At 68.1% G+C, this 17,858-nt stretch carries 17 protein-coding genes; 9 read left to right on the forward strand and 8 right to left on the reverse strand.

Annotation, left to right across the window (positions count from 1 at the left end):
* Position 1: 1 nt before the first annotated feature.
* The 6 genes from ACFYRH_RS17640 to ACFYRH_RS17665 all read right to left on the reverse strand — a co-directional run bounded on the left by ACFYRH_RS17640 (position 2) and on the right by ACFYRH_RS17665 (position 7,126).
* The gene (locus tag ACFYRH_RS17640) at positions 2-2,029 is read right to left on the reverse strand and encodes a hypothetical protein (RefSeq protein ID WP_387775568.1); all 2,028 of its coding nucleotides are present in this window, start codon (positions 2,027-2,029) and stop codon (positions 2-4) included.
* 6 nt (positions 2,030-2,035) lie between these two features.
* Positions 2,036-2,863, reverse strand: coding sequence for an undecaprenyl-diphosphate phosphatase (locus ACFYRH_RS17645; RefSeq protein WP_387778286.1), 828 nt, complete (start codon positions 2,861-2,863; stop codon positions 2,036-2,038).
* A 91-nt stretch (positions 2,864-2,954) separates the two neighbouring features.
* Entirely contained in the window at positions 2,955-3,860 is a 906-nt protein-coding gene (locus ACFYRH_RS17650; RefSeq protein ID WP_387775571.1) for a decaprenyl-phosphate phosphoribosyltransferase, read from the reverse strand.
* A complete protein-coding gene (locus ACFYRH_RS17655) occupies positions 3,857-4,996 on the reverse strand; it encodes a phosphodiester glycosidase family protein (protein WP_387775574.1) in 1,140 nt (379 codons plus the stop codon). The genes ACFYRH_RS17650 and ACFYRH_RS17655 overlap by 4 nt, the downstream gene beginning before the upstream one ends.
* 43 nt (positions 4,997-5,039) lie before the next feature.
* Positions 5,040-5,744: an SDR family NAD(P)-dependent oxidoreductase gene (locus ACFYRH_RS17660; RefSeq protein ID WP_387775577.1), complete on the reverse strand. Its 705-nt coding sequence runs from the start codon at positions 5,742-5,744 to the stop codon at positions 5,040-5,042.
* On the reverse strand, positions 5,741-7,126 hold the full coding sequence (locus ACFYRH_RS17665) for an FAD-binding protein (RefSeq protein ID WP_387775580.1): 1,386 nt from the start codon (positions 7,124-7,126) through the stop codon (positions 5,741-5,743). Before ACFYRH_RS17665 ends, ACFYRH_RS17660 begins: the two co-directional genes overlap by 4 nt.
* A 204-nt stretch (positions 7,127-7,330) precedes the next feature.
* Here ACFYRH_RS17665 and ACFYRH_RS17670 point away from each other — a divergent pair, with 204 nt between their 5' ends.
* Genes ACFYRH_RS17670 through ACFYRH_RS17690 form a run of 5 tightly spaced genes read left to right on the forward strand, consistent with a single transcriptional unit; the run spans position 7,331 to position 11,943 of the window.
* Positions 7,331-8,719 carry an ATP-binding protein gene (locus ACFYRH_RS17670; protein ID WP_387775583.1) on the forward strand — a complete coding sequence of 463 codons (1,389 nt, stop codon included), beginning with the start codon at positions 7,331-7,333 and terminating at the stop codon, positions 8,717-8,719.
* Positions 8,720-8,770: 51 nt separating this feature from the next.
* On the forward strand, positions 8,771-9,448 hold the full coding sequence (locus ACFYRH_RS17675; protein WP_387775586.1) for a response regulator transcription factor: 678 nt from the start codon (positions 8,771-8,773) through the stop codon (positions 9,446-9,448).
* A 33-nt stretch (positions 9,449-9,481) separates the two neighbouring features.
* Positions 9,482-10,162 (forward strand): phosphatase PAP2 family protein, encoded by a 681-nt coding sequence (locus ACFYRH_RS17680; protein ID WP_387775589.1) that lies wholly within the window; start codon positions 9,482-9,484, stop codon positions 10,160-10,162.
* Positions 10,163-10,175: 13 nt separating this feature from the next.
* Entirely contained in the window at positions 10,176-10,964 is a 789-nt protein-coding gene (locus ACFYRH_RS17685) for an alpha/beta fold hydrolase (protein ID WP_387775592.1), read from the forward strand.
* A 46-nt stretch (positions 10,965-11,010) separates the two neighbouring features.
* The gene (locus tag ACFYRH_RS17690; protein WP_387775595.1) at positions 11,011-11,943 is read left to right on the forward strand and encodes an aldo/keto reductase family oxidoreductase; all 933 of its coding nucleotides are present in this window, start codon (positions 11,011-11,013) and stop codon (positions 11,941-11,943) included.
* 131 nt (positions 11,944-12,074) lie between these two features.
* Here the strand turns inward: ACFYRH_RS17690 and ACFYRH_RS17695 are convergent, their stop codons facing one another.
* Positions 12,075-12,407, reverse strand: a complete 333-nt coding sequence (locus ACFYRH_RS17695; RefSeq protein WP_387775598.1) for a chorismate mutase — start codon at positions 12,405-12,407, stop codon at positions 12,075-12,077.
* Between the two features lie 325 nt (positions 12,408-12,732).
* Complete coding sequence (locus tag ACFYRH_RS17700) at positions 12,733-13,440, reverse strand: FadR/GntR family transcriptional regulator (protein ID WP_387775601.1); 708 nt, start codon at positions 13,438-13,440, stop codon at positions 12,733-12,735.
* 202 nt (positions 13,441-13,642) lie between these two features.
* Between ACFYRH_RS17700 and ACFYRH_RS17705 the strand changes: the two genes are divergently transcribed.
* Genes ACFYRH_RS17705 through ACFYRH_RS17720 form a run of 4 tightly spaced genes read left to right on the forward strand, consistent with a single transcriptional unit; the run spans position 13,643 to position 17,857 of the window.
* Positions 13,643-14,659 carry a 2-hydroxyacid dehydrogenase gene (locus ACFYRH_RS17705; protein ID WP_387775604.1) on the forward strand — a complete coding sequence of 339 codons (1,017 nt, stop codon included), beginning with the start codon at positions 13,643-13,645 and terminating at the stop codon, positions 14,657-14,659.
* Positions 14,656-16,029, forward strand: coding sequence for an extracellular solute-binding protein (locus tag ACFYRH_RS17710; RefSeq protein WP_387775606.1), 1,374 nt, complete (start codon positions 14,656-14,658; stop codon positions 16,027-16,029). The genes ACFYRH_RS17705 and ACFYRH_RS17710 overlap by 4 nt, the downstream gene beginning before the upstream one ends.
* Positions 16,026-16,979, forward strand: coding sequence for a carbohydrate ABC transporter permease (locus ACFYRH_RS17715; RefSeq protein WP_387775609.1), 954 nt, complete (start codon positions 16,026-16,028; stop codon positions 16,977-16,979). The genes ACFYRH_RS17710 and ACFYRH_RS17715 overlap by 4 nt, the downstream gene beginning before the upstream one ends.
* Positions 16,976-17,857 carry a carbohydrate ABC transporter permease gene (locus tag ACFYRH_RS17720; protein WP_387775612.1) on the forward strand — a complete coding sequence of 294 codons (882 nt, stop codon included), beginning with the start codon at positions 16,976-16,978 and terminating at the stop codon, positions 17,855-17,857. Before ACFYRH_RS17715 ends, ACFYRH_RS17720 begins: the two co-directional genes overlap by 4 nt.
* The last annotated feature ends 1 nt before the right edge of the window (position 17,858 follow it).

Below are 17,858 nucleotides of genomic sequence, written 5' to 3' on the forward strand. Positions count from 1 at the left end.
GCTACGTCAGAGGCTGCCTGCGCGGTTCCCGATCGGACGTGACCGAGTGCCACGCGTGGACGAGTAGCGGCACCGCGGCCGCGCAGCAGACGCCGAGAACGATAGCACCGGAGTCGTTGACGACGAGCCCGACGACCGCGGTGACCAAACACGCTGCGATACAGGCCCGCAGCAGAGGTTCTTCCGCAAAGGTCGTGGCGGCTCGCAACCTGGGGAGGCGCTGTGGGCGGATGACCAGCACCGCCGTGAACACCACGACCACCACAACGAGCATAGCCAGCCACGGCCGGTCGGTGAACGACTGTACGTTCGCATCGAGCTTTCGCTGTACCGTGCTGCCGGCGCCGCCGTCGAGCACCTGCTGGACGAAGCGGCCGAGGTGCGTTCGGCTCCCCGCCGGGCGCGACCAGTCGACGAGCGCGACCCCCACGACCGCAACTATCGCGGTCGCCCCGGTGATCAGTACCCAACGAAGTCGGAGCCGGACCTGGGCGACCGCCGCGACCAGGACCGCGAAACCGGGCACCAACGCAAGCACTCCGCCGAAGTCCGCGCCGAACGACGGCCACCCGTCGACCGCCACACTCACGGCACCGATCCCGACGACGACCGCCGCGGCCCATCGACGGCGGCCCTGGCGGATCAACAGCGTGGCGATCCACGTGCCGGCGATCAGCGCGCTCATCGCGAAGAGAGCGAACGCGACATTTCCGAATCCGTAGAATCGTCCCGCATCGAGCGGCGACAAGCCCCACAGACTCGACAACTGCAGCCGCGACCCGGTGGCCACGTCCGCCACGAGAACCACAGCCGTCACGGCCGCCACGAAACCTGCCGACCCGAATCGCTGCCGTCGCCACGGACCGAACCGGGCCAGCGTCCCGATCGCGACTGCCCACCCGATGGCGCCCACCCACAGGCCGGCGGCAGCCCAGGAGAACCGCCACCACTGCAGGAGATTCGCCAGGAAAGATGCCACAGGCAATGAGGCGACGACGAGGAGCGGCCACTGTGGTCGGCGGAAGGCGATGAGCAGCGCACTGGCGATCAACGCGCCGGCAACGACCAGCAAGTAGAACCCCACGATGTTCTGGTCGATGGTCTGTGCGGCGCGGTCGAACTGACTCAGCTCATCCACCAGCGTCTGCGGATCACGCGGTGCTCCGGGCGTGGTCCGCAGTACCGAACCGACGGCTCGATCCGGTACGGCGACGCCCAGTCTCGCGAGGACGGTCGGGGTGACGTCGGTCAACTGCGCGAGACCACGATGCCGGGTCGAGTTCGCATCGATCCAGCCCTGGTCGGCGCCTCCGTGCATCAGCAACGTCTGCAGGTGTGGAGTCGACTCGTTGCCCATACCAACCACGACGAGCTCAGCATTCGGTACGGCGCGATTCACCGTGCCGATCGCAGCATCCATCGCCCTCAGGGCCTCGCCGCGACTCCGGCCCTGCGGAAGACTCCCGAGATCGACCACGGTCAACGGACATACGTGCAGATCGGCAGTGTCGAGCCGCGCGGCATACCGCGCCACGTGACCTCGAGCATCGGCGAGAGCGAGGCCGGCTCCAGGACCGACCGCGGTCGCGCAGCCACGGTGCGCGGCGCCGGCCGCCAGCAGACCAGGCTCAGGGTCGTACGACGAGTTGGCGATCTCGGACCATCGCGAGACGTTCGTACTCCCCCGCGACGGCATCAGTTCGCCGGGATCCGGACAAACACCGTCCGCGCGCCGCGGCGCAGCCATGCGTACGCCGGTGTTCAGCGTCAGCCACGCATCGGACGGGCAACTGTCGACCTTCGCCGTACGCGCTGACACGGCCGCGACCGCGGATTGCCCGGCCAACCGCCAGAGATTGGGAGTTGCGGCCGCCGAGAGATCGGTCCACCTCAGACCGCCGACTCCGAGGACGACCACCTGAGCGCCGGTCGGCGGAGCCGCCGTCGCGGTCGGCGGAAGAGCCACGCTCAGGGCCAGGAACCCCAACGCCCAGAGCAGCATCGCCGAACCGCGTTCCAACGCTCTCATGACGGCCTACGTCGCCGCGGCGACGCCACTTGTCAGGACCACCAGAAGCGCCGTACCCAGCAGGACCCGGTAGAACGCGAAGACCTCGATCGAGTGCTTGGAGACGAAGCGCAACAGCCAGGCCACCGATGCGTAGGCGACCGCGAAGCTGACGACCGTCCCGATCACCAGGGCCGCCGCCCCGGTCCCACCGTTGAGGGCGTCCTTCAGCTCGTACAGGCCGGCGCCGACCAACGCCGGGATGCCGAGCAGGAACGCGATCCTGGTCGCTGCCACCCGGTCCAGATCGAGGAACAGGCCGGCCGAGATCGTCGCCCCGGACCGGGACACTCCGGGAATCAGCGCCAGACACTGCACCACGCCCATCACCACGGCGTCCAGCATCCTGATCCGGGTCAGCGGACGGGTCCGCTTGCCGAGCCGCTCGGCCAGGACCATCACGAACGACCAGCCGATCAGACCGGCCGCCACCCACCACAGGCTCCGCAGCGGACCTGAGATGAGGTCCTTCGCGAGAAAGCCCACGATGCCGATCGGCAACGAGCCGACGATGACGTACCAACCCATGCTGTAGTCGAAGTCGTCCCGCTCCTCCCGGTTGAGCAGGCCTCGCACCCAGGCGACCGCGATCCGCCTGATGTCGCGCCAGAAGTACAGGACGACGGCCGCGATCGCTCCGACCTGGATCACGGCCGTGTAGCCGGTCACCGCCGGATCGTCGATCTCGAGTCCGAGCATCTTGGACACGATCGTGAGGTGGCCCGTGCTGGACACGGGCAGGAACTCCGTCAGTCCCTCGACCACTCCCAGAACCAGCGAGTCCCAGATCGTCACGCCGTGCGTCAACTGCTCTCCTCGATCGGTACGGATGTCGACAAGACCGTACCGACGGCCTCCTGAGCGCGACCTGAGAGAAAACGGACCGTCAGCCGCTGTAGATACCGATGGCGAGCAGGGCAGCCCAGGTGAGACCTGCTACCTGGAGCACCCGGTCGTGGAAGATCTCGTGCTCGGGTTCCTCGCCGCGGCCGGTCGAGACCAGGAGCCCGTAGCGCAGCAGGCCGGTGAGGAAGGGGACGAACGAGATCGCCAGGAGTTCACGGAGTACGTCGTGACCGAGGTACTGGAAGGCCCACATTCCGTACGACAACGCCGTACCGAGCAAGGCCACTGTCATGACCTGGTCTAGCCACGACGCCGGGTACGCGGCCAGCACCGGCCGGCTCACCGCGTTACGGGCCGACACATGCTCGGCCTTCCGCTTCCCGGTGACCAGGAACATCGCGCCGAACAAGGACACCAGGAGGAACCAATGCGACACCGGTATCCCCGTCGCGGTCCCGCCGGCCGCGGCGCGCAGGACGAAGCCGAGGGCCACAATCATCAGGTCGACCACCGCGACGTGCTTCAGACCGAGGACATACAGCACCTGCGCCACGAGGTACGCCGCCGCCAGCGCGAACGTCGACAACCCGAGGGAACTCTCGATCGCGAGCCCCACGAGCGCGGCGGTCACGCCGAACACCGCGGCCAAGGTCGGGCTCAGCGAGCCCGACGCGACCGGCCGCAGGCGCTTGCGTGGATGCCTCCGGTCGTCAGGCGCGTCCTGGATGTCGTTGAACGCGTAGATCGCCGCCGCCAGCAGGATGAATCCCACCGCGGCCACAGCAGCCTGCAGCAGCACGACCGGCGATGTCAGAGCACCTGCGGCGGCCGGAGCCGCGAACACCATCACCGCCTTGTGCCACTGCCGCGGCCGGCTCAGTCGCAGCAGCGCCCGGGTCGTGGACTCCTGTCGCGTGACAAAGGGCCGGGCCTGCAGATTGGTCATGGCGCAGTCACATAGAAGAAGTCGCGCTGGTCGTCGACCAGATAGCGATTGGCCGGTGAGTTCATCGAGTTCAACAGCCGCCGGCCGGTCACGGTGCCGTTCGCGCCGGGCTGCTCGATGTCGAAGCTGACCATTGCCGAGTGGATATCGAGCTCCAGGCCTTGCACGATGCCCGCCTGGTGCATGGCCGCGGCCAGCGTCGCGAGGGTCAGTTTGTTGCCGGCGACATAGATCAAGTTGCCGTGGGCATCAGTCCCGAGACCGGAGCGCCAGGTGTACTGGAACTGGCTGCGCACCGTTCCCCACCGCCCGTTCGCATTCGTGGTCAGACCCGGCACGACCTGGCCGTCGACGATGACCGGGTCGAGGTTCTGCCGGACCGCGACGACGTCCTTGGACATCCTGACGGTCTGGTTCCAGGTCCCGATGCGCGCGGAGCCGTCGCGCAGGATCACCACCGATGCGCGGCCGTCGATCAGTGGTACCGCGGCCGTCTGGTTCGTCCACCAGCCGCCGTGCGAGTCGCGCATCTTGAAGCCCGCGTTGAAGGTCGCCACCAGCGCAGAACGGTCGGCGGGCGGAACGGAGTACCCCTCCTTGGACGCCATTCCGACGACCGGCTCCCGCGTCCCCGGCATCAGGTGCAGGTGATAGCTCCCGCGGGGCAACAGCGCCGCTCCCGCCGTGACCGGCAGGTGGCCGGGGTCCGGCCGGAACCAGGTCGTCCACACCAGCGGTACGCCGGACGTCGACTGCCGTGCGACGGACCAGCTCCCCTCGTGCGCGAACGGCTTCGGCAGCAGGTGCACCACCGGCAGAGCCGCCGTACTCGCGTGAACCGCCGGCCGGCCGGGCCGCGGTATTGCAGCAGTCTCGGGGGCGGTGGTGTCGATCGGGGCTCCGGTCGCGGACGGTTGCTGGCGGGAGTACTTCCAGGTCTCGACGGTGTCGATGATCGCCCCGGCACCGTGATCGCGGAACCACTCCACCGTCCGGACCGAGAAGCTCGCGTTCCCCGGGTACAGCAACGCACGAACGTACGACACCGCGGGAACGACCAGGAGCAGACAGACGGCCAGCGCGATCCACCGTTTCCGCACCGGCCGCCGACGACGCTGAGGAGCGTTCTGCTTCATGCCTCCAGTAGATCCAGGCCGACCTGAGAGGACCCGGAGAAAGTCACCGCCATGCGGCCGGCAGCAGCCGCCGCGGTACCAGACTCAGCGCCCGGACGACGAAACCCATCGGGCGCGGGACCCAGACGATCGTCTTGCGGTGCTCCATCGCCGCGGCGACGCGGTCCGCCACTCGCTCGGGATCGGTGGCCAGCGGGGGCTTCGAGAGGCCGGCGGTCATCCGGGTCGTGACGAACCCGGGCCGCACGACGAGCAGCCGTACGCCGGTCTCTTCGGCCTGCCGCGCCAGCAGAACCGCGGTCGAATCGGCCAGCTGCTTGCCGATCGAGTACTCCGCGATCGACTGCCGGGGACGGACCGCGGCGGCCGACGAGAGCAGCACGATGTGCCGGGGTTTGCGCTGCACCAACGCGCGTAGCAGTAGCGCCACCGCAAGACCGTTCACGATCACACCTTCCGCGAACGACTTCGCCGTCATCGACCCCACCGCGACGATCGCGAGTTCGACCGGATGCTGCGCACAGGCGTGCTCGAGCATGCCGTCGATCTCTTCCGAGTCGAGACCCGCGTCGTACTGCGTCGTCGACACCGTGTATCCGGCATCGCGAAGTTTGTCGGCGTTCTGCCAGAGTTCTCCGCTCGGGCGACCTGCCAGAATCACCCGGCGCGGCGCCGGTCCGAGCAAGCGGAGCAGCACGGCCATCCCGATCTCGGACGACCCGCCGACCAGGAGAGCCGAGCCTGTCATGACAGCAGCTTCAGTCGTTCGGCGAGCCCGGAGGTCCAGACCCCTGCCGGATCCAATCGGCTGCGGGTGCGCTGCCAGTCCGGAAGCCGCGGATACATCACGGGAATCAGCTCCGCGTCGGTGACGGCGTCCTTCGCCAGGTAGACCCGGCCACCGGCGCCGGCCACCAGCTTGTCGATCGGATGCAACGCACCGGCATCGTGCAACCACCGCGCCGGAAGATCGACCGCCAGCGTCCAGCCCGGCATCGGGAACGTCAACGGTCCGGCGGTGCCGAACCCGAAGTTCTTCAGCGTCACCAGCGCCGGCGTCAACCCGTGGGTGCTGAAGAACGCGAGCACCTCGTGCAGCACACCCACTTCGTCCAGCGGTACGGCGAGTTGGTACTGGACCACGCCCCGCCGCCCGAACGCGGCCGGCCACGCGTCCGCACGGTCGAGTGGGCAGAGCGCCGTACGCCGGGCGACGAGCCGGCTGTTGGCCGACCTGCTCAGGTGCCACCGTGCCGCCGACGCCGTGGCGATGGTCGCCGCGGACACCACACCCGGTCCCGGCAACGAACGGTGCTCGCGCGAACTCGTCACGCGCGTCTCGGGGAAGGGCGCGACCACGCCGGGCAGATCGAGTGTCGAGGCGTCGTAGTACTCGTCGACGATGCCTCGGCCGGCCCGGTTCCCCCGGGCGTTCGCGTCGAGCCAGGCGATCACGTGCCGATCGGGATCGAGCTCCTGCCGCCCGGCCGCCGCATGCATCACCTCGACGGTCTCGTCCAGCGAGTGGGTCCGAAGCCGGTTCCTGATCATCCAGCCGGTGTCCACCCGCTGCAGTTGGATCGCAGTGCGCAGAATGACGCCGGTCAGGCCCATACCGCCGACCGTGGCCCAGAACGCGTCCGCATCCTGACCGGCCGACAGCCGGATCGTCGAGCCGTCCGACAGCAGCACGTCGATCCACAGCACATGTTGTCCGAACGATCCGGCGCCCGGATGGTTCTTCCCGTGGACGTCGCCGGCGAGCGCACCGCCGATGGTGACCCGCTCGGTTCCAGGGACAACCGGCAGCTTCCAGCCCAGCGGGAGCGTCTGGTCGATGAGATCCTTCAGCACGAGGCCGGCCTCGACCACGACGATGCCGTTGCCTTCGTCGAAGACACTGATCCGATCCAGACCGGTGAGGTCGAGCACGATTCCGTCGCCCGCACCGACGCCCGGCAACGCCGCGTCGCCGTAGCTCTTGCCCGCCCCCCGCACGGTGATCTTCGGCTCGGAGAGCACCACATCGACGAGCCCGCCCTCGAGCTCCGGCCTCCGGACCCTCGCCGTGCGGCGGAACGTCCGGCCCCATCCGGACAGCGACTGGGTGCCGGGACTTTCAGCGGTCATGCTGTCGACGCTAGGCATCGGCGACTGAGAGCGTCCTGAGTAGCGCCCGCAGGCAGATGCTGAGAGCAACTACCAGCGATCGCCTCTCAGGCGACACTCAGCAGCCGGGCGCCACACTGGACGCAGCGTCCACCTCTGCACCGCGGACCCCTGCGACGATGGCCGGGACGGAGGAACCAACGAGCAGAGGACAGGGAGTCCCAGTTGTCCGGACTGCGTAGCGCGATCTCCAGACTGAACCGCGCGAGCGTGCGGAGCAGATCGACCGCGGCCGCAGTTCTCGTCGTCGCTGTGGCAATGGCCCTCGGCGCCGCTCTCCTGCTGCTCCTGCTGCAGCGAGGGCTCATCTCCGCGGTCTCCGACGCCGCCGACGGACGCGCGGCCGACGTCGCTGCCCAGGTGAGTGAAGAGGGCGTCGACAATCTCGGTACCGATCTCGCCAGGACGACCCGGGCGAGTCAGATCGTGCAGGTGCTGGACAGTTCGGGGACGGTCGTCGCCGCCTCGTCCGCGCGAGCGGATTCCGCACCGCTGACCCATCTGCGACCCGCCGGCGGCACCGTTCAGCGGACCGAGGTCGGCGAGATGCGGCTGCTGGACGACGACAACGACTACCTGATCGTCGCGCGCGGTGTCGAGTACGGCGGTCAGACGTACTCGGTCGTGGTCGCGTCGTCCGTGGAGACGCAGCGATCGACGCTCGCGACCGTGGCGAAGTACCTGGCGATCGGCTTTCCCGTGCTCTTGCTCGTGGTCGGTGCGGCGAGCTGGATGCTGACGGGACAGGCACTCAGGCCCGTCGAACGGATCCGGACGCGGGTGCAGGGCATCGAGTCCAGCGACCTCACCGAACGGGTACCCGTCCCACAGACGGACGACGAGATCGCGCGACTCGCCGCGACGATGAACGAGATGCTGGACCGCCTGCAGACCGGACAGGCCACCCAGCGCGCCTTCGTCGCGGATGCGAGCCACGAGCTCAGATCGCCGCTCGCGACCATCGCCGCCGGCCTCGAAGTCATCGAGCCGTCGGCCCGCGGGCAGAGCTGGCAGGAGCTGCTGCGGTTGATGAAGGGTGAGGCCGAGCGCATGCGGCGGCTGGTGGAGAACCTCCTCCTGCTGGCGAAGGCCGACGACGCGGCCCTGCCGATGCATCGCACCGAGGTCGATCTGGACGACCTGGTGGACATGGAGATCCTGCGGCTCCGCGAGAACAACCGGATCAGGGTGGTGGGCGATGTCCGGCCGGTCCGGGTGTACGGGGATCCTTTGCGGCTCAGTCAGCTGATCCGCAACCTCGTCGAGAACGCCGCGACGGCCGCCCACAGCACGGTCCGGCTCAGTACGACGGAACGTGACGGTCACGCCCTCCTCACGGTCCAGGACGACGGCGACGGCATCCCGGAAAGCGACCGGCAACGGGTCTTCGAGCGGTTCGTCCGCCTGGACACGAGCCGGGCCCGGGCCAGCGGCGGCTCCGGCCTCGGCCTCTCGATCGTCCAGGAGATCATCAAGGCCCACCACGGCACCGTGACGCTCGGCCCGGCGGACGACGGCGGCACCACGGCAACGGTGATGATTCCATTACCCTGAGTAGCGTGTCGACTCAGGTTGCTCTCAGCCAGTGGGGCAGACACTGGAAACATGCGGGTGCTGATAGTCGAGGACGAGATCCCCCTGGCCGAGACGGTCAGGCACGGCCTCACCGAGGACGGGTTCGTCGTCGAGGTGGTCCACAACGGCGAGGACGGTGTGTGGGCCGCGACCGAACATCCGTACGACGTGATCGTGCTCGACATCATGCTGCCCAAGCTCAACGGCTACAAAGTGCTCGAGCAGATCCGCGAACGCGGCATCTGGACCCCGGTCCTGATGCTGACCGCCAAGGACGGCGAGTACGACCAGACCGACGCCTTCGACCTGGGCGCCGACGACTACCTGACCAAGCCGTTCAGCTTCATGATCCTGGTCGCGCGGCTGCATGCGCTGATCCGGCGCGGAGCCCCTGAGCGGCCGGTGGTGATGACCGCGGGCGACCTCAGCCTCGATCCGGTCCGGCGTCGGGTCGAACGGGCCGGCCAGGAGGTCGTCCTGACCCGCCGCGAGTACGGGCTGCTCGCGTACCTGATGCGGCATCGCGGCGAGACGGTCAACAAGACCGAGATCCTCGAGAATGTCTGGGACCCCGCCTTCGAGGGCGACCCGAACGTCGTCGAGGTCTACATCCGCTACCTGCGGCTCAAGCTCGACGCGCCGTACAACCGGAACGCGATCCAGACCGTCCGGGGTATGGGATACCGTCTCGATCCTGACGGTGGCTGACGCCGTGCCCCTCCGACCGTCGATCCGAACGAGGTGAGCCTGCTGTCGCGTCGTGTGGTGATCGGTCTGCTCGTGGCTCTCTTCGGAACGATCGGCTTCGTCGTCCAGGCGGACGCGGTGGTCGAAGGTGATGGGCTCGCCGCCTTCGACCCTCAGCTCACCCAGGACTTCGTCGCGCACCGCGCGGCGGGGCTGAGCAAGGTCGCCCAGACGATCACCTTCTTCGGCCAGGTGCCGGTCCTGACCGCGATCACCGTGGTCGTCGCCGGCCTCCTCAGAGTCTTCACGCGTCGGTGGCGAGCGTCCGTCGTACTCGTGGCCGGGATGGCCGGTGCCGCCGTCCTCACCTCGCTCATCAAGCTCCTGATCGGCCGTCATCGACCAGATTCGAGCCTGGTGATCGGCACCGTCAACACCGGCTTCTCGTTCCCGTCCGGCCACACGCTCAGCGGTACGACGTTCTTCCTGCTGCTCGCCGGACTGCTCTGCTACTCGGCCGCCTCCCGAGCACTCAAGATCGCCGGTACGGCGGTCGCCGTCGTCCTGAGCATCGCGATGGGACTCAGCCGCGTCTACCTCGGGTACCACTGGGCCACCGACGTACTCGCCGGCTGGACCCTCGCGCTCACCTGGCTGTGCCTGCTCGCCACCGGCATCCACTTCGTCACCACACGCCGGCGCGTCGGTTCCCGAGCGGCGCCGGGCAGCGGATGAAATCATCAGGGGCATGCGAGGGCGAACGGGGCATCTGGCCTGGTACCGGACCGATGAGGCGGCAGTCGACGTCGCCTTTCTGCACGGCTTCACCGACTCGGCGCAGTGCTGGGAGCCGGTGATCCGCGCGATGCCGGGGATCCGTGCGGTGACGATCGACGCGCGGGGGCACGGCGAGTCGGGCCTTCCCGAGGAGCCCATCCGCTACAGCGCGCAGAGCGACGACGCGGCACTCGTGCTGTCGAGCGGGCCCCACGACGGCGGGGTCGTCGTGGTTGGCCACTCGATGGGAGCGATGGCGGCCGCCTACCTGGCCGCGTCGAGGCCGGAACTGGTGCGTGCCGTCGTACTGGAGGACCCGCCGCCCGGGGCCGCGGGCAACCATCAGGACGAACCGTGGTCCGAGCCGGACTGGCTCGCCGGCCTCCGGGCCCTCGACCTGCCGGACCGGATCGCGCGTGGCCGGGCCAACGACCCCGGCTGGCCCGACGACGAGCTCGAGCCGTGGGCCGTGTCGAAGGCCCAGGTCAACCCGCACCTGTTCGACCTCACGTTCCAGCAACCGGTCCCGCTGACCGAGCTGCTGACCGCGATCACTTGCCCGGTGCTGCTGATCCACGGTGACACCTCACGCGGTGGTCTGATCTCTCCCGAGTACGCCGCTGAGTGCGCGCAAGCCGCGGCGGGCGAGTTCCGTGCGGTACAGATCGCCGGCGCCGGACACTCGGTGCGCCGCGACAACCGGTCGCAGTACGTCGCCGAGGTGAACACCTTCCTCGGGGCGGTCGAATCAGGGCGGTAGGTAGGCTCACGTCGTCATCGGCTCCACAACCTCTAAGGACCCCTCGATGAAGACTGTGCCCCTCGGCGCCACCGGACTCGCCGTACCGAACGTGACCCTCGGACTGATGCGGATCGGGGACAAGACCGACGACGAGATCCGCACCCTCGTGCGGACCGCGCGCGACGCCGGCATCGACTTCTTCGACCACGCCGCCGTGTACGGCGGGACGCTGCACGGCGCCGAGGAACGGTTCGCGGACGCACTCCGGCTGACGCCGTCCGAGCGCGCCGAGATCACGCTGCAGACCAAGGCGGGCATCGTCCCCGGCACCGGGTACGACTCGTCGTACGAGCACCTTGTCGCCTCCGTCGAGGACTCGCTGCGGGCACTGCGCACCGACTACCTCGACGTACTCCTCATCCACCGCCCCGACGCGCTCGTCGAGCCGGCCGAGGTCGCACGCGCCTTCGACGACCTGGAGGCTGCCGGCAAGGTCCGCGCCTTCGGGGTGTCCAACCACACGCCGCTGCAGATCGAGCTGCTGAAGACCGCCGTACGGCAGCCGCTCGTGGTCAACCAGCTGCAGCTGTCCGTCACGCACGCGCCGATCGTCGCGCAAGGCGTCGCCGCGAACATGGCCGGCCTCGACCAGTCCGCGGTGGTCGACGGCGGCGGCATCCTCGACTACTGCCGCATCCACCGCATCACGGTCCAGGCCTGGTCCCCGTTCCAGGCCGGCTTCTTCACCGGCCCATTCCTCGGCTCCCCCGAGTACCCGGAACTCAACGCCGTGATCGACCGCCTCGCCAAGCAGTACGACGTACCGCCGATCGCAATCGCCACCGCCTGGATCACCCGCCACCCCGCCCAGCCCCAGGTAGTCCTCGGCACCACCACCCCCGCCCGAGTCACCGGCGCCGCCCAAGGCTCCGACATCCCCCTCACCCGCACCGAGTGGTACGAACTCTTCCGCACAGCCGGCCACCGCGTCCCCTGACCGCACGTCCTCCGCACATCAGGTGGAGCGGAAGCTCCACCTGACGGCGGCGATCGAGTAGGCCGCGGCGCTGTCCGTTGTCCCGGCAACCGGTGTGTGGAGGCATCGAACCGCGCCAACCAGGCGCGGAGTCAGCTCTTCGTGGCTCCGGCGATCTGTTCGTGGTGGCGGATCACTTCGCTGATGATGAAGCCGAGAAGCTTCTCGGCGAACGCCGGATCGAGTTTGGCATCCTCGGCGAGACTTCGCAGCCGGGCAATCTGGCTGGCCTCCCGGGCGGGGTCGGCGGGCGGCAACGTGTGCGCGGCCTTGAGACGCCCGACCTGCTGCGTACATTTGAAGCGCTCGGCGAGCATGTGCACGACCGCTGCGTCGATGTTGTCGATGCTGTCCCGAAGCCGGCCGAGCTCGGCCATGACGGCCGGATCGACCTCCCCTGGCTGGATGCCGTTGCCCGTGGTCATTGCCGAAGCCTACGCGCGCGGCCCTCCGCGACGCGGACATCGACGGGCACCCCGGACTCCGAGCTGATCTGCTCCGCCTCCGCCTCGAACGTTCCGCTCAACTCGAACTCCTCACCACTCGGCGACCGGCCCACTCCACCTTTCTAACCGACGAAGAGGTCGACACAGTCGCCGCAATCACCGCCACGAGCGTTCACATCCGCTCGCACAGCCAAGGAAACGGCCGCGAGCCCTTGTGGCGCAGACAAGGCCTCACCCGCGTCCCACCACGCACCTTTGGGTTGTCAGCTGCGTTCGGAGGCACCGATCGGTACCGCCGCGGCGGTCAGCGCTGGCTTGTGACCTGGCTGTCGGCGCCCGAACCCCAGACTCCGAGTGCTCGGTTGGCTTCCTCGTGGGCGTCGACGATGAGCCTGCGGGATGTCGTCTCGAGTTCGGGCGCCCCGGTCATGATGTCCTGCACCAACTGGCGATGGAGCTCGAGCCCTCGGCGCATCGCCTCGACGACCGGGAACACCAACGTCTCCCGAGTCCGTACGGCGGTGGCGATGACACTGCTGAGGCACTCGAACATCTTGCTGCCTGACAGGTCGAGCAGCGCGACATGGAAGCTGACGTCGGCAGAGACGAAGGTGTGCAGGTCGCGCTGATCCAGGGCGGCATACATGGTGTCGATGGCGCGCGTCAGCTGCGCCAGATCCGCAGGCTTCGACCGCAGCGCCGCCATCCGCGCCGCGACCGGCTCGACCGCGAGCCGGACGGAGTACAGCTCGTCGACCTGCTCGGTACGCCGATCGCTCTCGAGGCGCCAGGTGATGATCTGCGGGTCGAGGTAGTTCCAGGTCCGCGGGTCCGACACGCGGGTGCCGACTTTCGGCCTCGCGATCAGCAGGCCCTTGCCCTGCAGAGCGCGGAATGCCTCGCGGATCACGGGACGGGACACACCGAACTCTTCCGCCAGGCGTTCCGGCGGCACGGACTCTCCGTCCTCGTAGCGACCGGTCACGATCGCGCGACCGACCTCCTCAACCACCCGATCGTGATGTCGACCTGGGTGCGCCACATCTCGTCCGCGCATCGGCAACTCCCAGAACTAGGCTCAATAGTCAGATTAGACCTTACATCACCACCGGGTCGACCCGCTGCGAGGCACCCCCCAGTGACCCGTTGACAGCTGCGTGTCTACTCAGTTTAATCTGCTTATTCGATCGTGAGGCGAGTCACAGGGAGACGGCATGCAGGTCGTGGTGGTCGATCCGATGCAGGTCCGGCTCGCCGGGAGGCTCGCGGCCGAGATCGGCTCGGGGGCGGTTCTCCGGTGCGCCCGCAGCGGTGCGGACTGGCACGGCTGGCTCGACCAGGCGGACGTCTTCGTCGGCTCCAAGCTCCCGGCGGCACTGGCCGGGCAGGCGCCGGCACTTCGTCTGGTCCAGGTCGCGGGCGCCGGGTACGAAGGCATCGCGCTGGAAAGCCTCGGCCCGGGTGCAGTTGTCGCCAACACGTCTCACCACGGCCGGGCGATCGCGGAGTACTGCTTGATGGCGATGATCGCGTTGTCCCGCCAACTGCTCGTCGAGGATCGCGCTCTTCGCAGCGGCCGCTGGCTGTCGGTGTTCAACGACGCCTCCGCGCCTGTGCACGAAACTCTCGCCGGGAAGACCATCGGCCTGATCGGATACGGAGAGATCGGAAGCCACGTCGCCCAACTGTCGAAGGCGTTGGGAATGCGGGTCCTCGCGACTCGGCGCAGTTCGACAGCGGGCGCCACTTCGGTGGACTGGCTGGGCGGACCACACGACCTCGGTCACCTGCTGACCGAGAGCGACGTGGTCGTTCTGACGGTGCCGCTGTCGAGCGAGACCACGCATCTTCTCGACGCTTCGATGCTCGACCGAATGAAGCGATCCGCGTTCCTGATCAACGTCGCCCGCGGACCCATCGTGGACGAGGAAGCGCTCTACCACGCGCTCGCCGACCGGAGAATCGCCGGGGCTGCCCTGGATGTGTGGTGGCAGTACCCGGCACCCGGCGCACAGGCCCAGCCGTCACGCTTCTCGTTCGGCGACCTGCCGAACGTCGTCATGACCCCGCATACCTCCGGCGTCACCACAGATGTCTTCGAGCGCCGAATGCTCGATGTCGCGGCGAACATCCGTGCGCTCCGCGACGGCGAACCCCTGCGCAACGTCGTGTTCCGCAACCCACGCGAGACCCAAGCCCCCGTTACCGGCACCACAGGAGGAGTCCGATGATCCGAAGGCCAACCCGCGTCGCGGCGAGTGCGATCGCGGTAGTGCTGACCGCAGCGGCCGCCGCGGGCTGTTCGTCGCAGCCCGCGGCAGGCACCGACGCGACCACCACGATCACCGTCATGGGCATCCCCCCGACGACCAAAGCCGAGGCCCGCAAGACCTACCTCGACCAGATCGCGGCGTTCGAGAAGGAGAATCCGTCGATCAAGATCGAGACCACCGACGCGACCTTCGACGCCACGTCGTACGTCACCCAGATCGCCGGCGGCTCGGCACCGACGATGCTGCTCGTCCCGCTCACCGAGCCGGCCGGCCTGATCGCTCGTCGCCAGGTCTCCGACCTCACCGATGCCGCGAAGGATCTGCGGAAGTACTCCGAGTTCGATCCCAGGGTCCTGCAGAACGTAAAGGACTCCAGCGGCAAGCTGTACGGGATACCGACCAGCCAGTACGCGCTCGGTCTGGTGTACAACCGCACGATCTTCGCCAAGGCCGGCCTCGACCCGGACAAGCCGCCGGCGACCTGGGCAGAGTTGCGGGCGGCGGCCAAGCAGATCTCCGCACGGACCGGCGTCGTCGGTTTCGCGGAGATGACCGTGAAGAACGGCGGCGGCTGGCATCTCACCGCGGCGACCTACTCGCGCGGCGGTGAGATGGAGTCCGACCAGGGCGGGAAGTTCGCGGCAAGTGTCGACAACACGCAGAGCCAGGCGCAACTCGCGCTGCTGAAGGAAATGCGCTGGCAGGACAAGTCGATGGGCAACAACCAGCTGCTCGGGTACGACGATGTCAACAGCGGCTTCGCGGCCGGAAAGTTCGCGATGATCATCGCGGACCCGGGGTACTACGCGAGCTACATCAACCAGTACAAGGGCGACCCGAAGGCGTTCGGAGCAGCCGCCTACCCGCAGGACGGCGGAAACGCCACGCTCGTCGGCGGCCAGGTCGTGATGGCGAATCCACGCGCGACCGCCGCTCAGAAGGCCGCGATCATGAAATGGACCGACTTCTACTACCTGCGCCCGCAGTACGACGCCGACGCGGCCGTGGCCCGGGCGAAGACGAACAAGGCTTCCGGCATCCCGGTCGGCGTACCGACTGTTGCCCTGTTCAACACCGCGGTCCAGCAGCAGATCTCCACCGCGATCAAGCCCTACGTCACCGTGGATGCGAAGAACTTCGAGCCGTTCGTGACCGGCACCGGCGCCCTCAGCTACAAGCCGGAGCCACCGGTCGCGGCCCAGCTCCTGTACGCCGCTCTCGACACCGCGGTGCAGGCCGTCCTCACCCGGCAGGACGCGGATCCGGCGACCGTCCTCGGCAAGGCGCAGAAGGACTCGCAGGCCATCGTCGAGCAAGGGCAGCGATGACCTTGACCACGCTGCGGAGTTCGGTGCCCGAGGACATCGCGGTATCGCGTGCCTCGGGCAACGAACCCCACCGACGCAGACGGCGGGCGAACCGGTTCGGCTGGTGGGGCCTGGTGTTCCTCCTGCCGGCGCTGCTCTCCTTCGGGTACTTCTCGTGGTGGCCGATCCTGCGCGGTCTCGCGCTGAGCTTCCAGCAGACCAACCTGGTAGACCCCGCGGTCTGGGTCGGGCTCGCGAACTTCCGGCACGTCCTCGACGATCCGTTGCTGACGACGGCCGTCGTGAACACGATCAAGTTCGGCGTCCTCGCGGTCGCGATCGGCTTCCCACTTCCGGTCGTCCTGGCGCTGGCGATGTCCGAACTGCGCCGCCTCGGAGGAGTGTTCCGGGTCCTGGTGTACCTCCCGGTCGTGGTCCCACCGGTCGTATCGGTCCTGCTGTGGAAGTTCTTCTACGACCCCGACCACGGTCTGTTCAATGCCGCATTCGGCGTTGTCGGAATCGGTCCGCTGTCGTGGTTGCAGACCAGCGGCGGAGCCCTGCCGAGCCTTGTTCTGCTGATCGTCTGGGAGTCGGCCGGTGGAACAGTGCTGCTGTACCTCGCCGCGCTCTCGTCGGTTCCCACTGAGCTCTACGAGGCAGCGGAGGTCGACGGAGCGTCGATCCTCCGGCGCGTCTGGCACGTGACGCTGCCTCAGCTCCGCGGTTTGATGCTCGTCCTGTTACTGCTGCAGATCATCGGCACGTTGCAGATCTTCACCGAGCCGTTCGTGATGACCGACGGCGGGCCGGAGAACTCGACCGTGACAGTCCTCTACCTCATCTACCGCAACGCGTTCGTCAGCGGCGACTTCGGTTCGGCGGCCGCCCTGAGCGTTCTCTTGGCAATGGTTCTGGCCGTGCTGTCCGCGGTGTATCTGCGGCTGACGAGGCGATGGAGCAAGACATGACGACCATTCCCCGCGGGCTCATCTCCCCGTCCGACCGTTCCGATCCCATCACCCGGTGGTCGATCCGGCTGACCCAGTTCGTCCTGATGTTGTGCGTTGCCGCGGCCGGCCTGGTACCGATCTGGTGGTTGTTCAAAGGCGCCGTGTCCGACACCCAGGACCTGATCGGGCATCCGCTGAAGGCCTGGCCGGCCGCGTTCAGATGGAGCAACCTGTCGCACGCCTGGAACGAGCTCGAGGTCGGCCACTACCTCCTCAACTCGGTCGTGTACGCCGCCGGCTCCTGCGCGACGCAGGTCTTCGTCGCGACCACTGCCGGGTTCGCCCTCTCGGTCCTCCGGCCGAGGTTCGGCAAGCTCGTGTACGGCGCCATCCTGGCAACCCTGTTCATCCCGGGCACAGTCTCCCTCGTCGCGCTCTACCTGACCGTGATCCACCTTCCCGGGCTCGGTGTGTCGATCGCCAACACGCCGCTCGCCATCTGGCTGCCGGCCGGCGCGCACGCTTTCAACATCCTGGTCGCGAAGCAGTTCTTCGACGCGCTCCCCCACGAACTCTTCGACGCGGCCCAGGTCGACGGCGCCGGTCCGATCCGGATCTTCTGGAGCCTCGTCCTCCCGATGTCCCGGCCGATGCTCGCCGTCGTCGCGCTGCTCTCCCTGATGGCCGAATGGAAGAACTTCCTCTGGCCACTCGTCGCGATGACCGACCCCACCAAGCAACCGCTGTCGGTGGCCCTGCCCCGACTCGCCACCTATTCCGACCAGGCGATGCTGATCGCCGGAATGCTGATCTCGACGCTGCCACCGTTGCTGGCCTTCATCATCTTCCAGCGCCAGGTGGTCCGCGGTATCGGGTTCAGCGGGCTGAAAGGCTGAC

This window comes from Kribbella sp. NPDC004875 (assembly GCF_042873375.1).
GTDB lineage: Bacteria > Actinomycetota > Actinomycetes > Propionibacteriales > Kribbellaceae > Kribbella.